Source organism: Streptomyces sp. NPDC000878 (assembly GCF_053599695.1).
The window spans coordinates 96,029-111,156 of the sequence record NZ_JBSFMT010000002.1; the positions used below are offsets into that span (position 1 = coordinate 96,029).

11 protein-coding genes are annotated in these 15,128 nt (G+C 67.8%); 4 read left to right on the top strand and 7 right to left on the bottom strand.

The window, feature by feature from the left end:
• Window positions 1–22: 22 nt before the first annotated feature.
• The 4 genes from ACWDR4_RS02140 (at window position 23) to ACWDR4_RS02155 (ending at window position 4,647) form a co-directional block, all read left to right on the top strand.
• Window positions 23–1,054 carry an ABC transporter substrate-binding protein gene (locus tag ACWDR4_RS02140; protein WP_450402719.1) on the top strand — a complete coding sequence of 344 codons (1,032 nt, stop codon included), beginning with the start codon at window positions 23–25 and terminating at the stop codon, window positions 1,052–1,054.
• 634 nt (window positions 1,055–1,688) lie between these two features.
• The gene (locus ACWDR4_RS02145) at window positions 1,689–2,462 is read left to right on the top strand and encodes a hypothetical protein (RefSeq protein WP_450402721.1); all 774 of its coding nucleotides are present in this window, start codon (window positions 1,689–1,691) and stop codon (window positions 2,460–2,462) included.
• A 119-nt stretch (window positions 2,463–2,581) separates the two neighbouring features.
• Window positions 2,582–3,616 (top strand): pyridoxal phosphate-dependent aminotransferase, encoded by a 1,035-nt coding sequence (locus tag ACWDR4_RS02150; protein WP_450402723.1) that lies wholly within the window; start codon window positions 2,582–2,584, stop codon window positions 3,614–3,616.
• Complete coding sequence (locus ACWDR4_RS02155; RefSeq protein WP_450402726.1) at window positions 3,613–4,647, top strand: 2-hydroxyacid dehydrogenase; 1,035 nt, start codon at window positions 3,613–3,615, stop codon at window positions 4,645–4,647. The genes ACWDR4_RS02150 and ACWDR4_RS02155 overlap by 4 nt, the downstream gene beginning before the upstream one ends.
• A gap of 13 nt (window positions 4,648–4,660) precedes the next feature.
• On the opposite strand, the gene ACWDR4_RS02160 is transcribed toward ACWDR4_RS02155, so the two are convergent.
• The 7 genes from ACWDR4_RS02160 to ACWDR4_RS02190 form a co-directional block, all read right to left on the bottom strand.
• Window positions 4,661–8,548: a P-loop NTPase fold protein gene (locus ACWDR4_RS02160; RefSeq protein ID WP_450402729.1), complete on the bottom strand. Its 3,888-nt coding sequence runs from the start codon at window positions 8,546–8,548 to the stop codon at window positions 4,661–4,663.
• Entirely contained in the window at window positions 8,455–9,234 is a 780-nt protein-coding gene (locus tag ACWDR4_RS02165; protein ID WP_450402731.1) for a hypothetical protein, read from the bottom strand. Before ACWDR4_RS02165 ends, ACWDR4_RS02160 begins: the two co-directional genes overlap by 94 nt.
• A 326-nt stretch (window positions 9,235–9,560) precedes the next feature.
• A complete protein-coding gene (locus ACWDR4_RS02170) occupies window positions 9,561–10,511 on the bottom strand; it encodes an SCO2521 family protein (RefSeq protein WP_450402732.1) in 951 nt (316 codons plus the stop codon).
• Window position 10,512: 1 nt separating this feature from the next.
• On the bottom strand, window positions 10,513–11,469 hold the full coding sequence (locus ACWDR4_RS02175) for an SCO2522 family protein (protein WP_450402735.1): 957 nt from the start codon (window positions 11,467–11,469) through the stop codon (window positions 10,513–10,515).
• Window positions 11,466–12,383 carry an SCO2523 family variant P-loop protein gene (locus ACWDR4_RS02180; protein WP_450402738.1) on the bottom strand — a complete coding sequence of 306 codons (918 nt, stop codon included), beginning with the start codon at window positions 12,381–12,383 and terminating at the stop codon, window positions 11,466–11,468. Before ACWDR4_RS02180 ends, ACWDR4_RS02175 begins: the two co-directional genes overlap by 4 nt.
• 3 nt (window positions 12,384–12,386) lie before the next feature.
• Entirely contained in the window at window positions 12,387–14,228 is a 1,842-nt protein-coding gene (locus ACWDR4_RS02185) for an SCO2524 family protein (protein ID WP_450402741.1), read from the bottom strand.
• A gap of 39 nt (window positions 14,229–14,267) precedes the next feature.
• On the bottom strand, window positions 14,268–15,065 hold the full coding sequence (locus ACWDR4_RS02190; RefSeq protein WP_450402743.1) for an SCO2525 family SAM-dependent methyltransferase: 798 nt from the start codon (window positions 15,063–15,065) through the stop codon (window positions 14,268–14,270).
• Between the last annotated feature and the right edge of the window lie 63 nt (window positions 15,066–15,128).

Below are 15,128 nucleotides of genomic sequence, written 5' to 3' on the forward strand. Positions count from 1 at the left end.
TTCCCGGTAAGGAACCTCCCTTATGCGCAAGCCAGTTGTAGCTGCCGCCCTGCTCGCGACCACCTCTCTCCTCACCGCCGGATGCGGTGCGACCGTGGAGAAGCCCTCGGCGAAGGCCTCCGCGTCCACTTCCTCCGCCGCCGTCACCCTCACCAACTGCGGCCAGCAGGTGACGTACGACAAGGTGCCCGAGCGGGTCGTCACGAACGACGTCGGGATCACCGAGCTGATGTTCGCGCTCGGTCTGGAGGACCGGATGGCCGGGTTCGCCATGCCCGACGACAAGGGCGACCTGACCGACGTGCCCTGGAAGGACGGCTACTCCAAGGTCAAGTGGCTGTCCAAGGACCAGCTCACCAAGGAGAACGTCCTGGACGTCCGCGGCGACTGGGTCTTCGCCGGCTGGAACTACGGCTTCCGCGACGACAACGGCTTCACCCCGGACACGTTGAAGAAGCTCGGCATCCCCTCGTACGTCCTCACCGAGTCCTGCCGCAACGGCCGTACGAAGACCTCGCGGGGCATCATGCCGCCGCTGGACGCCCTCTACACCGACCTCACCAACCTCGGAAAGCTCTTCGGTGTCGAGCAGCGCGCGGCCACGCTGATCGCGGACTTCAGGAAGCAGGTCGCGGCGGTGGCGGCGAAGGCGCCGACCGGCAGCGCGCGTCCGAAGGTGTTCCTCTACGACAGCGGCACGGACTCGCCCTTCACCTCCGGCCGGTACGCCGCGCCCGAGGAGGTCATCAGCAAGGCCGGCGGCGTCAACGTCATGAACGACCTCGACGACTCCTGGACGACGGTCGGCTGGGAGACTGTGGTCGAGCGCGACCCCGACGTCATCGTCATCTGCAACTACGGGGACGTCGGCGCGGAACAGAAACGCAAGTTCCTCCTGTCGTACGCCCCGTTGAAGAACGTGTCGGCCGTCAAGAACAAGCACATCTTCGTCCTCGACTACGTGGACCTCGTCGAAAGCCCCCGCAACCCGTCGGCGATCGCTCGACTCGGCGCCTATCTGCGCTCGGTGGCGGACACCAGGCCCGCCTCGTAGGCGGAGTGGTCATGGCGTCAGACCTGCTGGCGCCGGTCTGCGCGCTACTGCTGCTCCTACCCGCCTTCCCGCACGTCGTCCACCAGGGCCTCTATCCGGAAACGGTGACGAGAAGCTGGGTGGTGCCGGGGGCGTGGGCGGGGGGTGTGGCCGGCGGGTTGGAAATGATCCCCGCGATTCCCGGAACGCGACCACGAGCACGCGCACAGGGCGTCGCAGACCGGGCCATACCGTCGCACGAAGACGCGGAAGGACAGAAGGTTGGGAGCTCCCCGCCACTCCCTGAAGGCCTACGGCGCCGCAACCCTGCTGGCGAACGCACCGGCACAGGCAACAGAGACACCTGCCACAGACCCCAAGTCACCGACCGCCTCCGCGCCTTGGAGGCCGAACACAGCGCCACCGAGAGCGGGTCTCCTTCAACATCTTATTTGTAGTCTTATTCCATCGGCCCAATGGGTATCTACACCGGGGTGGGCACCCGAATCTTGGCTCGGGAAGGGGCGCTGACTCTGTGATACCCGTGCCGAAGCCGTACGGTTTACCTGGGAGTCTGATCAACTATCTTCCTGATCCGCACGAACCGGTGGATCGATGGTTTCAGGCCCGCAACGCCTCCAATGTCCGCACGACCATGAGGATCGTCCGGGATCTGTGTCCGGAGGCTGATCTGTTCATCGACCCGCTGGCGGGTGGCGGGAGCTCGGCTTACGCCGCACGGCTGCTCGGCATGCCGTTCTTCGGCCTCGAACTGGACCCCGTATTGGCCTGCGTCTGTTTGGCCAAGTCCACAGCCACTGCGGAGCACGCGCGAGAGGTCCTGGTCAGTCACGAAACACCCGACCAGGACAAGGCGGTGGTCTCGTGTCTGGCTGTGACTCACAGGCTGAACGCGGACACAGACCGGCCAGTCTCCCGCGCCGATATGCTCGATGACTTGGAACGCCACGCCCCGGCGCCCAGCCTCCCGCTCGTGCTGTGGGCCGATTCGACGCAGACGGCCGTCTGGGACGAACTACACGTCGAGGCACGGCACGCCGTCCTGTACACCTCCCCACCGTTTGGCCTTAGCTCTCCTCGCCCGCAGGCATCTCCCGAGTTGTACGCCGACGCCATGACGATCCTCAAGTCGGCTGAAGCCGCCCGGGCCTCGTCCGGTCTGACAAAGTTCGCCTCGTACCAGGACGTCGCGACCAGCGTCGCCATCCATGCGGCGCGCAAGCACAGGAACGTCACCGTGATCCTCGAACACGAGCCGGCCGATGACGGGTCCGATGCCCGCGAAGCGACGGCCCGGATGCTCCTCGACCACCTAGGCAGTCGTGTGGAGAGCCTCCAAATCCTCGAGTGCGGCGCCTACTCACGACGCGGCCAGTTCTCCTTGGTCGTCTGCGAGGTGGGTCCTTGAGCACGCACCGGCCCCGGCACACGCTTACCGAACACGAGTGGCCCGCACTGACCAGAGGCACCCTCAATCTGGCCGACGCGCACGCACGCCAGTCCCTGTCTCCCGCCTCCGTCCGCCGCGTGTCGGAGACGATCGACGGCCTCCTCTCCGACAGCGGATCCGACTACTTCGAGGCAGAGGCCACGTTCCGCGAGGCTCTCACACAGCACACGGGCCAGTACTACCGTGAGGGCTCCTCTCACCTCACCTACTCGGCTTCCGTCGCCCTGGACGTGGTCGCCAAGCACCTGCGACCGCAGCAGGGCCCCATCGGAATGATCACGCCGACCTTCGACAGCGTCCCCGCCCTCTTCGCCAGGAGCGGGTTGGAGCTCTCCCCGATTTCGGAGCACCGCGTCCTGCCCGTGTGCGACCTCGACTACCTCGACTCGCTGCGGTTGAGAGCACTCATTGTCGTCGCGCCGAACAATCCGACCGGCGCATTACTACCGCCCGATCAGGTACTTGCCCTGCTGGAGTGGGCGGCGCGGCACGGGACGACGCTCGTCCTCGATACGTCGTTCCGCATGTTCGACCCGGGCCTGCGGCTGGATTTGATCGAGATGGCGGACGGTATCGGCGCGGACGCGGTGACGGTCGACGACACCGGCAAGACCATCCCCTTGCACGACACCAAAGTCGGGATCCTTGCCGCCTCCCGCGGCCTCGCCCACAGAATCGGCTCGATCTGCTCGGACATACTCCTCAATGTTTCGGAGCTGAACCTCAGAATGCTCGCAGCTTTGCTGGAGGACGACGGACCTCAGGGGGAGGTCGGCCGCGCCCGACGCATCGCGGCGGCGAATCTGGCGCGTCTGGAGCATCAGTACGGTCTCAAGCACTCAGTGCCCGGCCCACGCGGCTTTCAGCCCAGCGTCGGCTGGTTGCATTGGGGGCCGCGGCGCGACGCCATCATCCAGGCCTGCCGGAGCCGGGCGGTCGAGGTTCTTCCCGGCGACCGGTTCCATTGGGACCGTGCCTTCAATGACGGGGACAATCCCGGCGCGGAGTGGATACGAATACCGTTGCTGCGAGACGAAGAGCTGTTCAACCGAGGCTTGGACCTCCTGGACAGCGCCGCGCGGTCCATGGAGGTCCAAGGAGAAGCAGTATGAGCAGCGCCGGTCGGACCGTGTTGGTGACTGGCACTTCGCTGGTCGCCTTCGAGGCTCTCCAGCAGGTGGAGGCGCGTGGATTCACCCTGCGGAAGCTCAGTCAGGACGAGATCACGAACGCTGAGCTGCATACGGCGCTCCGTGGTGTCTCGGGGTACGTCGTCGGCGGGTACGAAGAGCCCGAGGCAGAGCATTTCGAGAACGCCGAACTGCTTGAGGCAGTGGCTTTCGTCGGCTCCGACTTCCGTGGCTTCATCCCCGGCTGGCGGCGTGCTTTCGAACTCGGCATCGCATTCTCCTGCACACCGGGTGCGAACGCCGACTCCGTGGCGGAGTTCGCAACGCTGCTGATGCTGACACTGGCGCGGCCATTTCTCGGTTCGGTGGCGCGGCCAGGACCGGACGGGCTCGAAGCTCCCGAAACCATGGGGCCGGCTGCCCTGGAACTGCGTGGCCTGACCCTCGGTGTCATCGGGCCAGGCCGCATCGGCACCCGGGTGGCCGCGATTGCGTCGGCAGGGCTGGGTATGCGCGTCATCTACACGGGGCCACGCCGCAACAAGGAGTTCGAAGCAGCCGTTTCCGCACATTATCTGGAAAAGCCGCAGCTACTCGCCGCCTCGGACGTGGTGACCCTGCACCGCCCCGGTCCGGCACGTGGGGAGCCACCGGAGATTGGTGAGGTCCAGCTCTGTCAGATGCGGGAGGGCGCATTGTTGATCAACACCGGGCACCCCGATCTCGTCGACCCGGTGGCCCTGCACCATGCCATCGAACGTCGGGGGATCCGGGCGGCAAGTGACGGGCTGCGGCGCACGCCGCCGTGGCAGCGCCTGGTCTCACTCGGTCCCGAGCGGTTTCTCTGCCTGCCACAGACCGGCTTTCACACCACAGCAGCCGACCTGCGTTCTTCCATGCGAGCCGTTGGAGCAGTCTGCGACGTCTTGGAGGGGAGAGATACGGGCTCCTCCGTCGAGAATCCCGGGTACCGCGAGGCCAGGCTCGCAAGCAACCGGCTGCTCGGGTCATAGACGTGAGGCCGGCTCACAGGACCCGGCTCGCCAGCCGTGCGATCGCAACCCCGTCGTGCTCGCGCAGCAGGTGCCTGAGACCGCTCAACGCGGGCGCCAGTGCGGGTTGGCCAAGCCCCAGCCGCTCCACTCCGACGGCCCACAGTTCATCGTTCTCGGCTGCCGCCGCGAGCAGACCAAGGCCATGGCTGCCGTCCACCCGGCGGTGCAACCGCCGCTGCAACGCGGGCCACCGGACGACGATCTCAGCGACGTACGCCAACAGGCATGCCCGCTCCACCGCCTCTTCGGAACGGGCAAGCGGCTCGTCCACCATCAGCGCTCGCTCGTAGAGCTGCCAGACGTTCAGCAACCGTTTCGCCTCGCGGATCGACGGCTCGTCCAGGTCTGCGATCCGTTCCTTGAGCAACTGCTGGATCCTGGGGTGCTGTTCGAGGGTACGAACGGCCAGTACTGAGGTCCGGGTGGGCCTGTGTATCGTTCCAGGGCCGCGAGCCGTCGTGCCGGTAGACCCTGACCCCTGTGCGGCACGCACGGCAGCAGCGGTCCGCTCCCCGACCGCGAGGCTCTGCGTGCCCGGAGCGGTCGCCGGCTCCCGAGCCGGGCGGGCCGGGGACAGACGAGTCACAGCCTCCACGAATCGCGCCACTCCCTGTTCAGAAACCTGAGGCAGCACAACCGGCAGTTGCACAAGCTTGCGCAGGAACGCCCAGCCAGGACTCGGGTCCTGCTCGTAGACGCCCGAATCGGCCCTGGTCGCTTCCGTGTAAGCGTCCAAATGGGTGGCCACCACCGACGGATCAAGGCCAAGGACGAAGCGGGCACGCAGCCCGTGGCTCGTCGCGACGCCGCTCAGGAAAAGATTGACCGCCTCGAACACCTCTGCGGCGGTGTCGCTGCGGCAGCGGTCAAGGTCGTCGATGAACACCACGAGTTCGTTCCTCGTGGCGGCCAGGTCGGCCAGCAGTCCACCGATGTCGTGCTGAAGCAGGTAGAGGGAGCCGGCCGTGGCCTGGCGGAGAGGGTCGGCCGGCTGATCAGGGCGTTCGAGGACATTGGCGGGGTCGCTGCCGTCGAGTATCGGCAGGCGGAGCATGGCGCCGGGGATGTAGCGGGAGGCGCGGCCGAAGCAGTACAGGAAGAGCGAATGGATCAGGGCCACGAGCACGAAGGTGACAGCGACCACGAACGGCAGGCCGACGGCCGTCCAGCCGGTGTCCAGGATGCTCAAGGGCCCATTCAGCGCGGCCAGGCCGAGGAGAAAGGGCAGCAGTACGGCGGCGAAGCCGATCCCGAGCAGCGGCGATACGGTGCGCCGATGCAGCAGCCTCCGCAGTGCGAAGCGGTCGATGCGGTCCAGGTTGCGGATGAGCCAGTAGCGCTCGCGTTCGTTGTCACTGGGGTAGAGCACGGGCGCCACGGCCTCGATGATCTCACTGGCCAGTCCCGCCCATACCTGCTGCCCCGACTGGTAGAACCACGGGTTGAACCAGGCGGTGACGATCCCCGTCCTGTCGGCGTCCGCGTGCTGTGACGGTCGGGGCCGACCGTACCCGCGGATCAGCCTCAGTGCCTCGCGAACGGTCATCGGACGGGTGAGCGGGGCCGCGGCGGGGCTATTCGGGCCAGGCGCCAGGTCGCGCACCAAGGTCATGAGGGTGCTCTTCCCGCTTCCCCACGGGCCCTCCACACTGATCACGGTGGGACCGGCCGTGTCCATCTCCGTGTCGCCGGACCGGAATGCCTGGTGCGCCACGGCTTCGGCGAGAGTACTGCGGCCGAGCAGATCCGTTCGAGCCGGGGCGTCGGACATACCCCAGAGCGTCACCGGACCTGTCTCGATCGTCCGCACGGCTTCACCCGTCCGCGGATTCCACAGACGCACCGTGCCGTCGTATCCGGCCGACGCAATCCGCGCGTCCCCGGAGGCCGTGGTCCAGCTCGTCAGGGCCCAGACACCCGAGGTGTGTCCCACCAAGGGCTCACCGTCCGCAGTCCCCGTACGCGGGTCCCAGAGCCTGATGGTGTCGTCGTCGCTACCGGAAGCCAGGCGGATGCCGCCGTCTGCGCCTTGCCAGCCTGTGAGCGCTCCGATCCGTGCTGTGTGACCGGTGAGCGCGCCGCCCACCGCGACACCGGCCTCCGGGTCCCAGGTGCGGACAGTGGCATCGAAACCGGCCGATGCGAGCGCGGGTCGTCCGTCGGATCTTGTCCATACCGCCAGCGCTCGCGCCCAAGCGGTGTGGCCGGCCATCGACGCACCAACTGCCGCCCCCGTTGCGGGGTCCCAGACACGCACGTGACCGTCGTCCCCTGCCGAGGCCAGCTGCGGCGCCCCGTCGGCGCTCGTCCACGCTGACAGGGCCAAAATCCACGGCGCACCGGATGCCCACTCGCGCACTGGCGCGCCCGTCTCCGGGTTCCAGACGCGCACGATCCCGTCGGTACCTCCCGAGGCCAGACACCATTCGCCGTCTGGGCCCGCCCAGGATGCCAGCGCCGGCAGCCAAGCCGCCTGCCCGGGCAGCGGCGCATGCAGCGCGGCGCCCGTGTCGGGGTCCCACACCCTGACGGTGCCGTCGTCCCCGGCTGAGGCGAGCCGCGATCGCCCGTCCGCTCGAGTCCAGCTCGTCAGGGCCCAGATTCCGGCGGTGTGCCCGACCAGGGGCGCCCCTACAGGCGTTCCGGACTCGGGATCCCAGATGCGGATGACGGCGTCGTCCCCTGCCGAGGCCAGGCGCACGGCTCCGTCCGCGCATGTCCAGCTTGTCAACGCCCATTGACCGGCGACGTGGCCGATCAAAGGCTGCATCACGTCATCGCCGGTCTCGGGATCCCACAGCCGTATCGTCCCGCCGTCTCCTGCCGTGACCAGTCGCGGGGTGCGGTGATCGTCAGACCATGCGGCCACTGCGGGCATCCAGCCGAGATGGCCGGTGGAGGGCTCGCCCTCGGCGGAACCGGTCGCAGCGTCCCAGATTCGAACCGTGCCGTCCGCGGCGGCCGAAGCAAGCAGTATGCGGCCGTCGGACGCGGTCCACACCGCGATCGCGCGCACCGCCGCCGTGTGACCTGTCATCGGCCCGCAGACGGAGTGGCCCTCGGCGTCCCAGACCTGCACGGTGCCGTCCATACCGCCGACGGCGAGCCGGGCAGAGCCGTCGGCGCTTCGCCAAGCCGAGAGCGAGTACACGCCCGCGGGACATGCCTGGGGTATCTCGCCTACAGGTTCGCCGGTCTGTGTGTCCCAGAAGTGGACGACGCCGCCGTCCCCTCCGGCGGCCAGTCGCACCGTGCCGTCCGGCAGGGTGAGCGTGGCCACCGCCCACAAGCCGCCCGAGCCGACAACCAACGGCTCTCCGAGGGGCTCTCCGGTCCGAGCTTCCCAAATTCGAACGGTACGATCCGCGCTGGCCGAGGCAAGCCGGACCGAACCGTCGGCCGCAGTCCAGTTCGTCAGGCCCATGACCCACTCGGTGTGTCCGGTCAGAGGCCCGGCGACGGCGGTGCCGCGAGCCGGGTCCCAAATCCAAACCGTATGGTCCTCGCCCGAGGAAGCGAGACGGGCCGCCCCTGTGTCGTCCGTCCAGTGAGTGAGAGCGCCGACGCAAGCGGTGTGTCCGACGAGCGGGGGGCCGAGAGGTGTGCCGGAGCGCATGTCCCAGACGCGGACCGTGCGGTCCGCGCCTGCGGAGGCCAGACGTATGGCTCCGCCGGGCTCGCGCCAGCTCACAAGCACCCCAACGCCGCCGGGCTGCGGATCGAGCCAGGGGGTGCCGTCCTCGGACGGTGCGACGACGGGAACGGTCATGCCTCCGTGCCCCTCGTGGTCACGAGGTACTGTCCGCGGCGGGTGAAACCGGCAATCCGGCCGCCACTGTCCAGGACTCCGAAGAGACATTCCCTCAAGGCCCGGCGCCACAAGCCGGCAAGGACCGGATCTTGCCGCCGTACGGCTTCGATGTCCGCAGGCACGGCGCAGGTCATCCGGACGTCATCGGTGCACGGGTGTATCTTCGGCCGGCCGCGTCCGTCGATCGACAGCAACGGGCGCCACTCGTGGGGATCGCACTCGGCGTCTCCGGAACGACCGGTCTGCTCCTGGTCGTGAGACCGGTCCAGCGGCCAGGTCACCAACAGCCGGTCCGACTCGTCGCAGAGATTGACTCCGTCGTCCATCGGTCCGTAAAAGTCGGGTACGTACCTGAGGACATCGGCCCTGAGCTTGGCCAGGGCGATATAGGCGTTGCGACTCACCAGCGGATCGAAGGTCCAGCGGACCGAGTCGATACCGCGTGCTCGGCACCAGGAGCGCTGGTCGGCCTTGAGCGCATGGCCGATGCCCGCGTCCCTGTACTCGGCAGCGAGGATGTGTTCCAGAAGGAAGACTCGACGGGTGTCCTGCCGGCCGACGAGCGCCGCCGAGATGCCGACGAGACAGTCGTCGGTGAAGGCCCCGGCGACGTATCCGCCGCTGTGCGAGACCGCGTTGAGTACTTCGGCGGGGACGGGCGTGGACCCCCTGTCAATACGCCACACCCGCCGCTGCAGTCGATCCCCCGCTTCGAACTCCGCGACCGTTGTCAACTCTCTGATCGTCAAGCCGACGGCTGCCTCCGCCGGATTCGACTCGGAATCCACCGCGCCCCCTGGAGCTGGAATCGAGTTCGAGCGGGGAAGTCATACCCTCCGTCCGCACCTTCAATTCACTGATCTTGGTGAACCAGCGGAAGGGGCCGCGACGCGATCGGTGGCGTCACTGGGCCCCAGCACGCTCTGTCGTTTCTGTGATGGCGGATCCACGGGTTCCCTGGCGTGAGTCACACAACTGCTCCTGCTGCGGCCGGTCGCGCCCGTTCTGCTCTGTTCACTTCAGCCTCCCCCGTGAGGCGTTTCGTTGTCCCCGAGTCAGCTCAAGGCCAGCGTTCTGTTAGTAACGGAATGGCCTGGAGGGCCAGTTGGTCCCGGATACGATGCACCAGGTTCCGCCACTGGCGGGTGAAGCCCGGTTCCTGTTCAAGCACGTCCCACAGGTGGCCGAGTTCCCGGTCCACTCGGGCGCGCGGCATCCACACGTGCAGCAGATGGTCGACGGCGGGGCGAAGGACCAGCATCGCCTCCGGCCCGGTCCGACTGCCGTCGAGCATGCGGAGCACGGTCGTGAGCAGCCAGTCGTGCAGCGCGAAGTCCTCGCAGAGCCCCGCCACGGCGACTGTCTCCGTACCCTCCGGCACCCGCAACCGCACGGTCCTGAGGCCCTCTTCGGACACCATGAAGCTCTCGATCGACGCCCCCGCGCCGTCCGCAGCCCGCAGTGCCGCCCAACGCAGGTGTGTGTGCCGGGACTTGAAGGGAACCTTGTGGTCGAGCAGCGGATACCTCAGCAGTCGGGCGAGAAGGTTCTCGGCGATCATCCCGAGATCCAGCGACCCTCGCTGACTGCCCCTCAGAATTCCTTCCACGACGGCCTGTTCGGGCAGCTTCCCGAAGGTTTCCAGCATTCCGGGCCGTACGAGGTAGTGCCCCCACGGACGGCGTACGTCGGTTCCGGTGGCCGGGATACGGAAGTAGGCCGTGGTCTGCAGGACGCGCCCCTCGGTGAGCGCGGCGCGGGTAGCCACCGTACCGACGGCGCGGACCTTGGCACCGTTGGCGGTGGGCAGCGGGCAGTCGACGCCGGTGAGCACGTCCGGGGAGAGCACGTACGCGTTGGGGCGTTCGGACACCCGGACCCGGTCGTCGGCACGCAGCCTGAGCAGTTGGACGGCGGTGCGGCTGTCCAACGCCTGGAAGGCGGGCAGCAGACAGGTGCGCACCTCGCCGCAGGCGAGGACGGGAGGCCCGGTCTCTTCCCGGGGCCTCATCTCAGGGCTCCTCGTAGAAGACGTACGCGACGCGCTGCGCGACCGCCTCCGGCACCGGCGCGCCCTCGCGGGCGGAGCACTCGTCGACCTGGGCGAGCGCACCGGCGTCCACGTCGACCTGGTCGAGGAGGAGCCGGACTGCGTCCTTGACGGCCAGGAACCGGTTCGCCGCCAGAGTGCAGGTGCGGTAGGCGAAGAACGGCGGTGCGGAGTCGGCGAGTTGGAGCAGCGGGGGCAGTTCGTCCCAATCGTGAGGGAAGCCCCCGGTGGGCCGGGCGCCCGGGACCAACACGGGTTCCCCGCAGTGACGCAGCAGGCCGAGGCGGGCCAGTTGCCAGACGGGGGCGAGGAACGGGCAGGACCACAGGCGCCCGCCGTCCTTCTCCGACCACAGCTCGACGTCCATGAAGACGGAGTGGATCCGGGCCGCGGTCTCGTGCGGTGGCTGCCACTCGGCGACGTCGGCCATGGCGGTGCGCGAGGCCGGGGTGCGCCGACCGTTGGCGAGCCAGCCGGTGTCGCCGACGGGCGGGCGGGAGCCGTAGGTGCCCGGCGGCGGGGACTCGACGAGGCGGTGCATCACGGACTCGGCCAGTTCGACCTGGTCGGCGACGGCGCAGCCCGATTCGCGCGCCAGGTAGTCGATGGTGAGTCCGGCCCGGTCGGCCTCAGCGAGGACCAGCGGGATCAGTTCGGCGGGGGTGGAGAAGCGGCTGAAGTAGTCGTCGATGAGGAAGCAGGTGCTGATCCGGGGCCGTCTGCCGCCCAGCCGCCGGGCGGCGGATGCCTTCGCGGCGTCCACCCAGACCCGTACCTCCGCGAAGTGCTCACGCAGCCGCCCGGGGCCGGCCTCGAAGTCCTCCATGTACAAGTGGCCCAGTTCCAGGGAGAGATGGGACAGTGGTACGGACTGGGTACGGGGGTCGGCCGCGGTCTCGCGGAACACCGGGCCGGTCACGACTGCCCCCAGTACTTGTCGTCGGTGAGCCGTCCGGCGAGGTCGCTCATCGCCTGCCAGGTCTCCACGTTGGCGATCTGGCTGTCGAGGACGTCCTCGTCGGTGATGAGCTGCTCTCGCCATTGGAGGACGGGATCCAGCGGTACCGAGCCGAGCACCTGCGTGTATCCGATGCCCCTGTTGGAGGCGAGCGCCTGGAGGCCGGCGTCGCACTCGCGCATCCACGCCGACTGGGTGGGCGCCACCTGCGACCACAGGGAGGACTCGAGGTCGGGTACGGCGGTCCGTACAAAGCGGATGGCGCCGCGCAGCGCCTCCTCCGTGTGGCCCCGGGCCACACCGCCGGCCATGATTCCACGCGGGCCGAAGACCAGCCCGGCGGCGGCCATCACATGCTGGCGGGTCCAGCGGTGGAAGATCAGCCAGCGGGCCTCGATACCTCGTAACTGCCGTTCCGCAGTGGCGTTGAGGGCCATGTCGACGGCGTAGCTGCGTCCGGCGCTCAGGTCGACGATGATCAGGTCGAACTCGGCGTTGAGGCGCAGCAGCAGGTCGACGCAGCGTCGCAGGTTCTCGCCGGTGGTGGCGAACTCTCCGCCGCCCAGGTCGCCGGGCATGAGCACGAGATGTCCAGAACCGGCCGGCCGGTTGATGAGCACCCGGTGTTCGGTCTCCGCCCAGACGTCGACGCGGGCCGGCTCGCCGACCTCGCCCTCCAGATAGGAGTACAGGCCCCGGCTGCCGGCCTCGCGCTGCGCTATGTCCACGTCGAAGACGGCAGCGGCGGTGGGCGAGCCGAAGTCGAAGTCGAGGTAGCAGACGTCGTCACCGGCGATCGCCCGGTGGTAGGCGAGGTTGGCACTGGTGACCGAGCGGCCCGTGCCTCCCTTGTCGGAGGCTGCGAGGACAAGCATGGTTCACTCCCCCTGGGTCGCCGCGTCGCGGGCGCGGGCAAGGGCGTCGAGCTGTCCGAGCACATCGAGGGTCAACGCGCAGGCGGTGCCCGGCTGTTCGTCGACGAGCTGCCGGGCGCGTCGCAGTTTGACCTCGATGCCCCTGAGGTCCATACCGCGCCTGCCGTCGGCGGCAGGCGCCGACTCCATCTGCTCGTTGCCCAGCAGATGGGCCGACTCGCTGAGCAATGCCCTTGCCAGAACGCCCAGTTCAGGGCTGCGGATCGGTGACTGCGAGTACAACTGGTGGGCGCTGACCAGGCATTCGGTGACGCGTTCGGTGATGGTCCAGGACACCGGGTGGTCGGTGGCCGGCGACTCGGGGTAGACGGCGTGCACGTTGTCCCACAGATCGACGCCGTCACCGCCCCCGATCCGGCGCCTCCACATGTGCCCGAAGATGTCCTCGGCCAGCCGCAGCAGCCGGTCGTGGGAGACGGGGTTGCGGGAGAGCGTGCACAACTGGATGGTCCGCTTGAGGAGTTGGGCGGAGAAGTCGTTCATCCGCCACTGCATGGGCGGCCCTGTGCGTTCACTGCCCTGGAGCGGCAGAATGATCCCCGGGTTGTGCAGCTCGACGACCTTGTCGGTGCCGGTCATCCTGCTGGTGATGCGCCCACGCTCGGCAAGCCGCTCCATGATGCCGACCGTGCGGGTCAGGTCGTCGTCGGTGGCCCGGCGGCGTACCAAGTCGTGTACGAGGATGGCGGCGACGGAGAGGGAGAAGTACTCGGACTCCAGTTGCTGTCCTGTCGTACGCCAGGGGATGTCCTCCAGGGGCCAGCAGTCGGAGTCGAAGCGGGCGATCGCCGACCAGTACTGCTGGGTGATCTCCCAGCGCAGTCGTAACGCCTCGGCGAGCTTCTGCTGTTCGGCGTTGAGCAGGCCCAGGGTGAGGGTGCGGTCGGAGAACAGGTCCGCGATGCCGTCGAGGGCGACGACGGTGAAGTAGAGGTAGGGCACTGCGTTGGCCACGCCGGGCGGCTGGGAGCCGATCGGTTCGTCGGTCTCCACCTCGGGCGCGTCCTCGACGAGGCTCCAGGCCCAGCCGCATTCGAAAAGCTGGTTGGGGTCCGCGAGGCCTTCCGCGACGTCGACTCCGAGGACGAGGCTCTCGCCGACGATGGCGCGCAGGGCCGCGAAGCGGCGCTGGAACCTCTGCATGACCATCCGCTGGGACAGCCGTCCCTGGCCGAGGAGTTCGGAGAGCGTCCGGCCCTGCGAGGAGTCCATGTCGAAGACGTTGACGGTGAACGAGCGCAGCAGACTGACCATGGCCGCGGTGAGCCTGGTGCTGGTGGCCGTCCGGAGTTCCCGGATGAGTTCCAGCACCTCGGTGCGACGCGTCTTGGTCTCGTAGACCTTGAGGAAGCCGAGCGTGGCGAGACAGAGGGTGACCGACATCGAATAGCTGTCGACCACGCCGAGTTCACGCTGTTCGGGGGTAAGGTCCTGGGCGCTGTCCCGGGAGTGGAAGTAGTAACCGCCCGCGAAGGTCGGACTCTTGTCGTCGCCGGTGTGGTTGCGCATGAACTCGGCGGTGGCCGTCAGCACGTTGACCGGGATCTCCAGCCGGCCGCCGGCCTTCCGGAGCGCCTTCTGGACGTCTTCCTGTGTGGTGTCCGGATCGTCGAGCCGGAACGCGGGAATCTCGGTGGCCGGGTAGAGCAGGCACAGCAGCCGTTCGGTATCGGCCACACTGCTCTGCCCACCCCACTTGCCCCAGGCCCAGCCGCCACTGTCGAACGAGTGACGGCCCACCGCCTGCCAGACGTCCAGCAGATGCTGGCGTGGCTTGATCTGCATGCCATGCCCCCCTCACACAGGCCGCACTGTCCCGAATGTTTAATTCCGGCACCCGTAGGCGACGATCATTCCCGAATAGCCCTCCCGCAGATTCATCGGATGAGGCAGCCGCCGGATTCGCAGCTTTTCTTCCCTTCCAGCGAATGGCTCCAGGCTTTGGCGGATCTCCAGCTCCCCCACGTCACAGGCGGGGAAGAATTGATCACCTACGTGATAGCCCTTCGAGTGTTCCATGAACGCCGCGAAGAAGGGCGCCCCGGGAGCCAGCGCGCGCATGAAGAACGCCACCACGCGGCCGAACTCCTCGTACGAGGTCGTCATCGACTCGGCGACGAAGAACATGGTCCCGACTGACCATGGGCCCTGCTGTCCGCCGAGGTCGACGTCGAGGAGGTTGCCGGATTCGACGCGCACGACCTCGCGGGACATCTCCCGCGGATCCCCGTCGTACGCCCGGTACTCGGCGTTCTGACACAGGGCCGCCCAGAACTGGTCCCAGTTCTCGTCGTAGGATTCCAACTGGCTTTCCAGGTAGGCCAGGTTCGCCGGCGAGCGCTCGACGAGCGTGATCTCCTTGCACCACGGGAGCATGGCCAGCGCGGGGTAGAGGTTGGCACCCGCGGCCACATCTATCCCGACAACCGGGTCATGGTCCTGGTAGTGCTCGCGGAAGCAGTCACCGAAGTGATCTCGCATGATCGAAATGATCTCGGCGTCCTCGTGTTGCAATACACGATAGTTGGCATCGACGTATGCACGCGGGTCAAATGCCGCCCAAGATGCCTCTGTGTTGAGTACGGCCAGCCTGTACTTTTCCCCGGGAGATCCCAAGTCCATGATTTACGGGATCAACATCACGGCGCTAGGGAGCCTCCTGACAGAACTGCGGAACTCGTCACA

Excerpts from the sequence above, each read along its gene's own strand:
- ACWDR4_RS02140 (WP_450402719.1), top strand. The coding sequence starts at position 23 with ATGCGCAAGCCAGTTGTAGCTGCCGCCCTGCTCGCGACCACCTCTCTC.
- ACWDR4_RS02145 (WP_450402721.1), top strand. The coding sequence starts at position 1,689 with ATGAGGATCGTCCGGGATCTGTGTCCGGAGGCTGATCTGTTCATCGAC.
- ACWDR4_RS02155 (WP_450402726.1), top strand. The coding sequence starts at position 3,613 with ATGAGCAGCGCCGGTCGGACCGTGTTGGTGACTGGCACTTCGCTGGTC.
- ACWDR4_RS02160 (WP_450402729.1), bottom strand. The coding sequence starts at position 8,548 with ATGTCTCTTCGGAGTCCTGGACAGTGGCGGCCGGATTGCCGGTTTCAC.
- ACWDR4_RS02170 (WP_450402732.1), bottom strand. The coding sequence starts at position 10,511 with ATGAGGCCCCGGGAAGAGACCGGGCCTCCCGTCCTCGCCTGCGGCGAG.
- ACWDR4_RS02180 (WP_450402738.1), bottom strand. The coding sequence starts at position 12,383 with ATGCTTGTCCTCGCAGCCTCCGACAAGGGAGGCACGGGCCGCTCGGTC.
- ACWDR4_RS02185 (WP_450402741.1), bottom strand. The coding sequence starts at position 14,228 with ATGCAGATCAAGCCACGCCAGCATCTGCTGGACGTCTGGCAGGCGGTG.
- ACWDR4_RS02190 (WP_450402743.1), bottom strand. The coding sequence starts at position 15,065 with ATGGACTTGGGATCTCCCGGGGAAAAGTACAGGCTGGCCGTACTCAAC.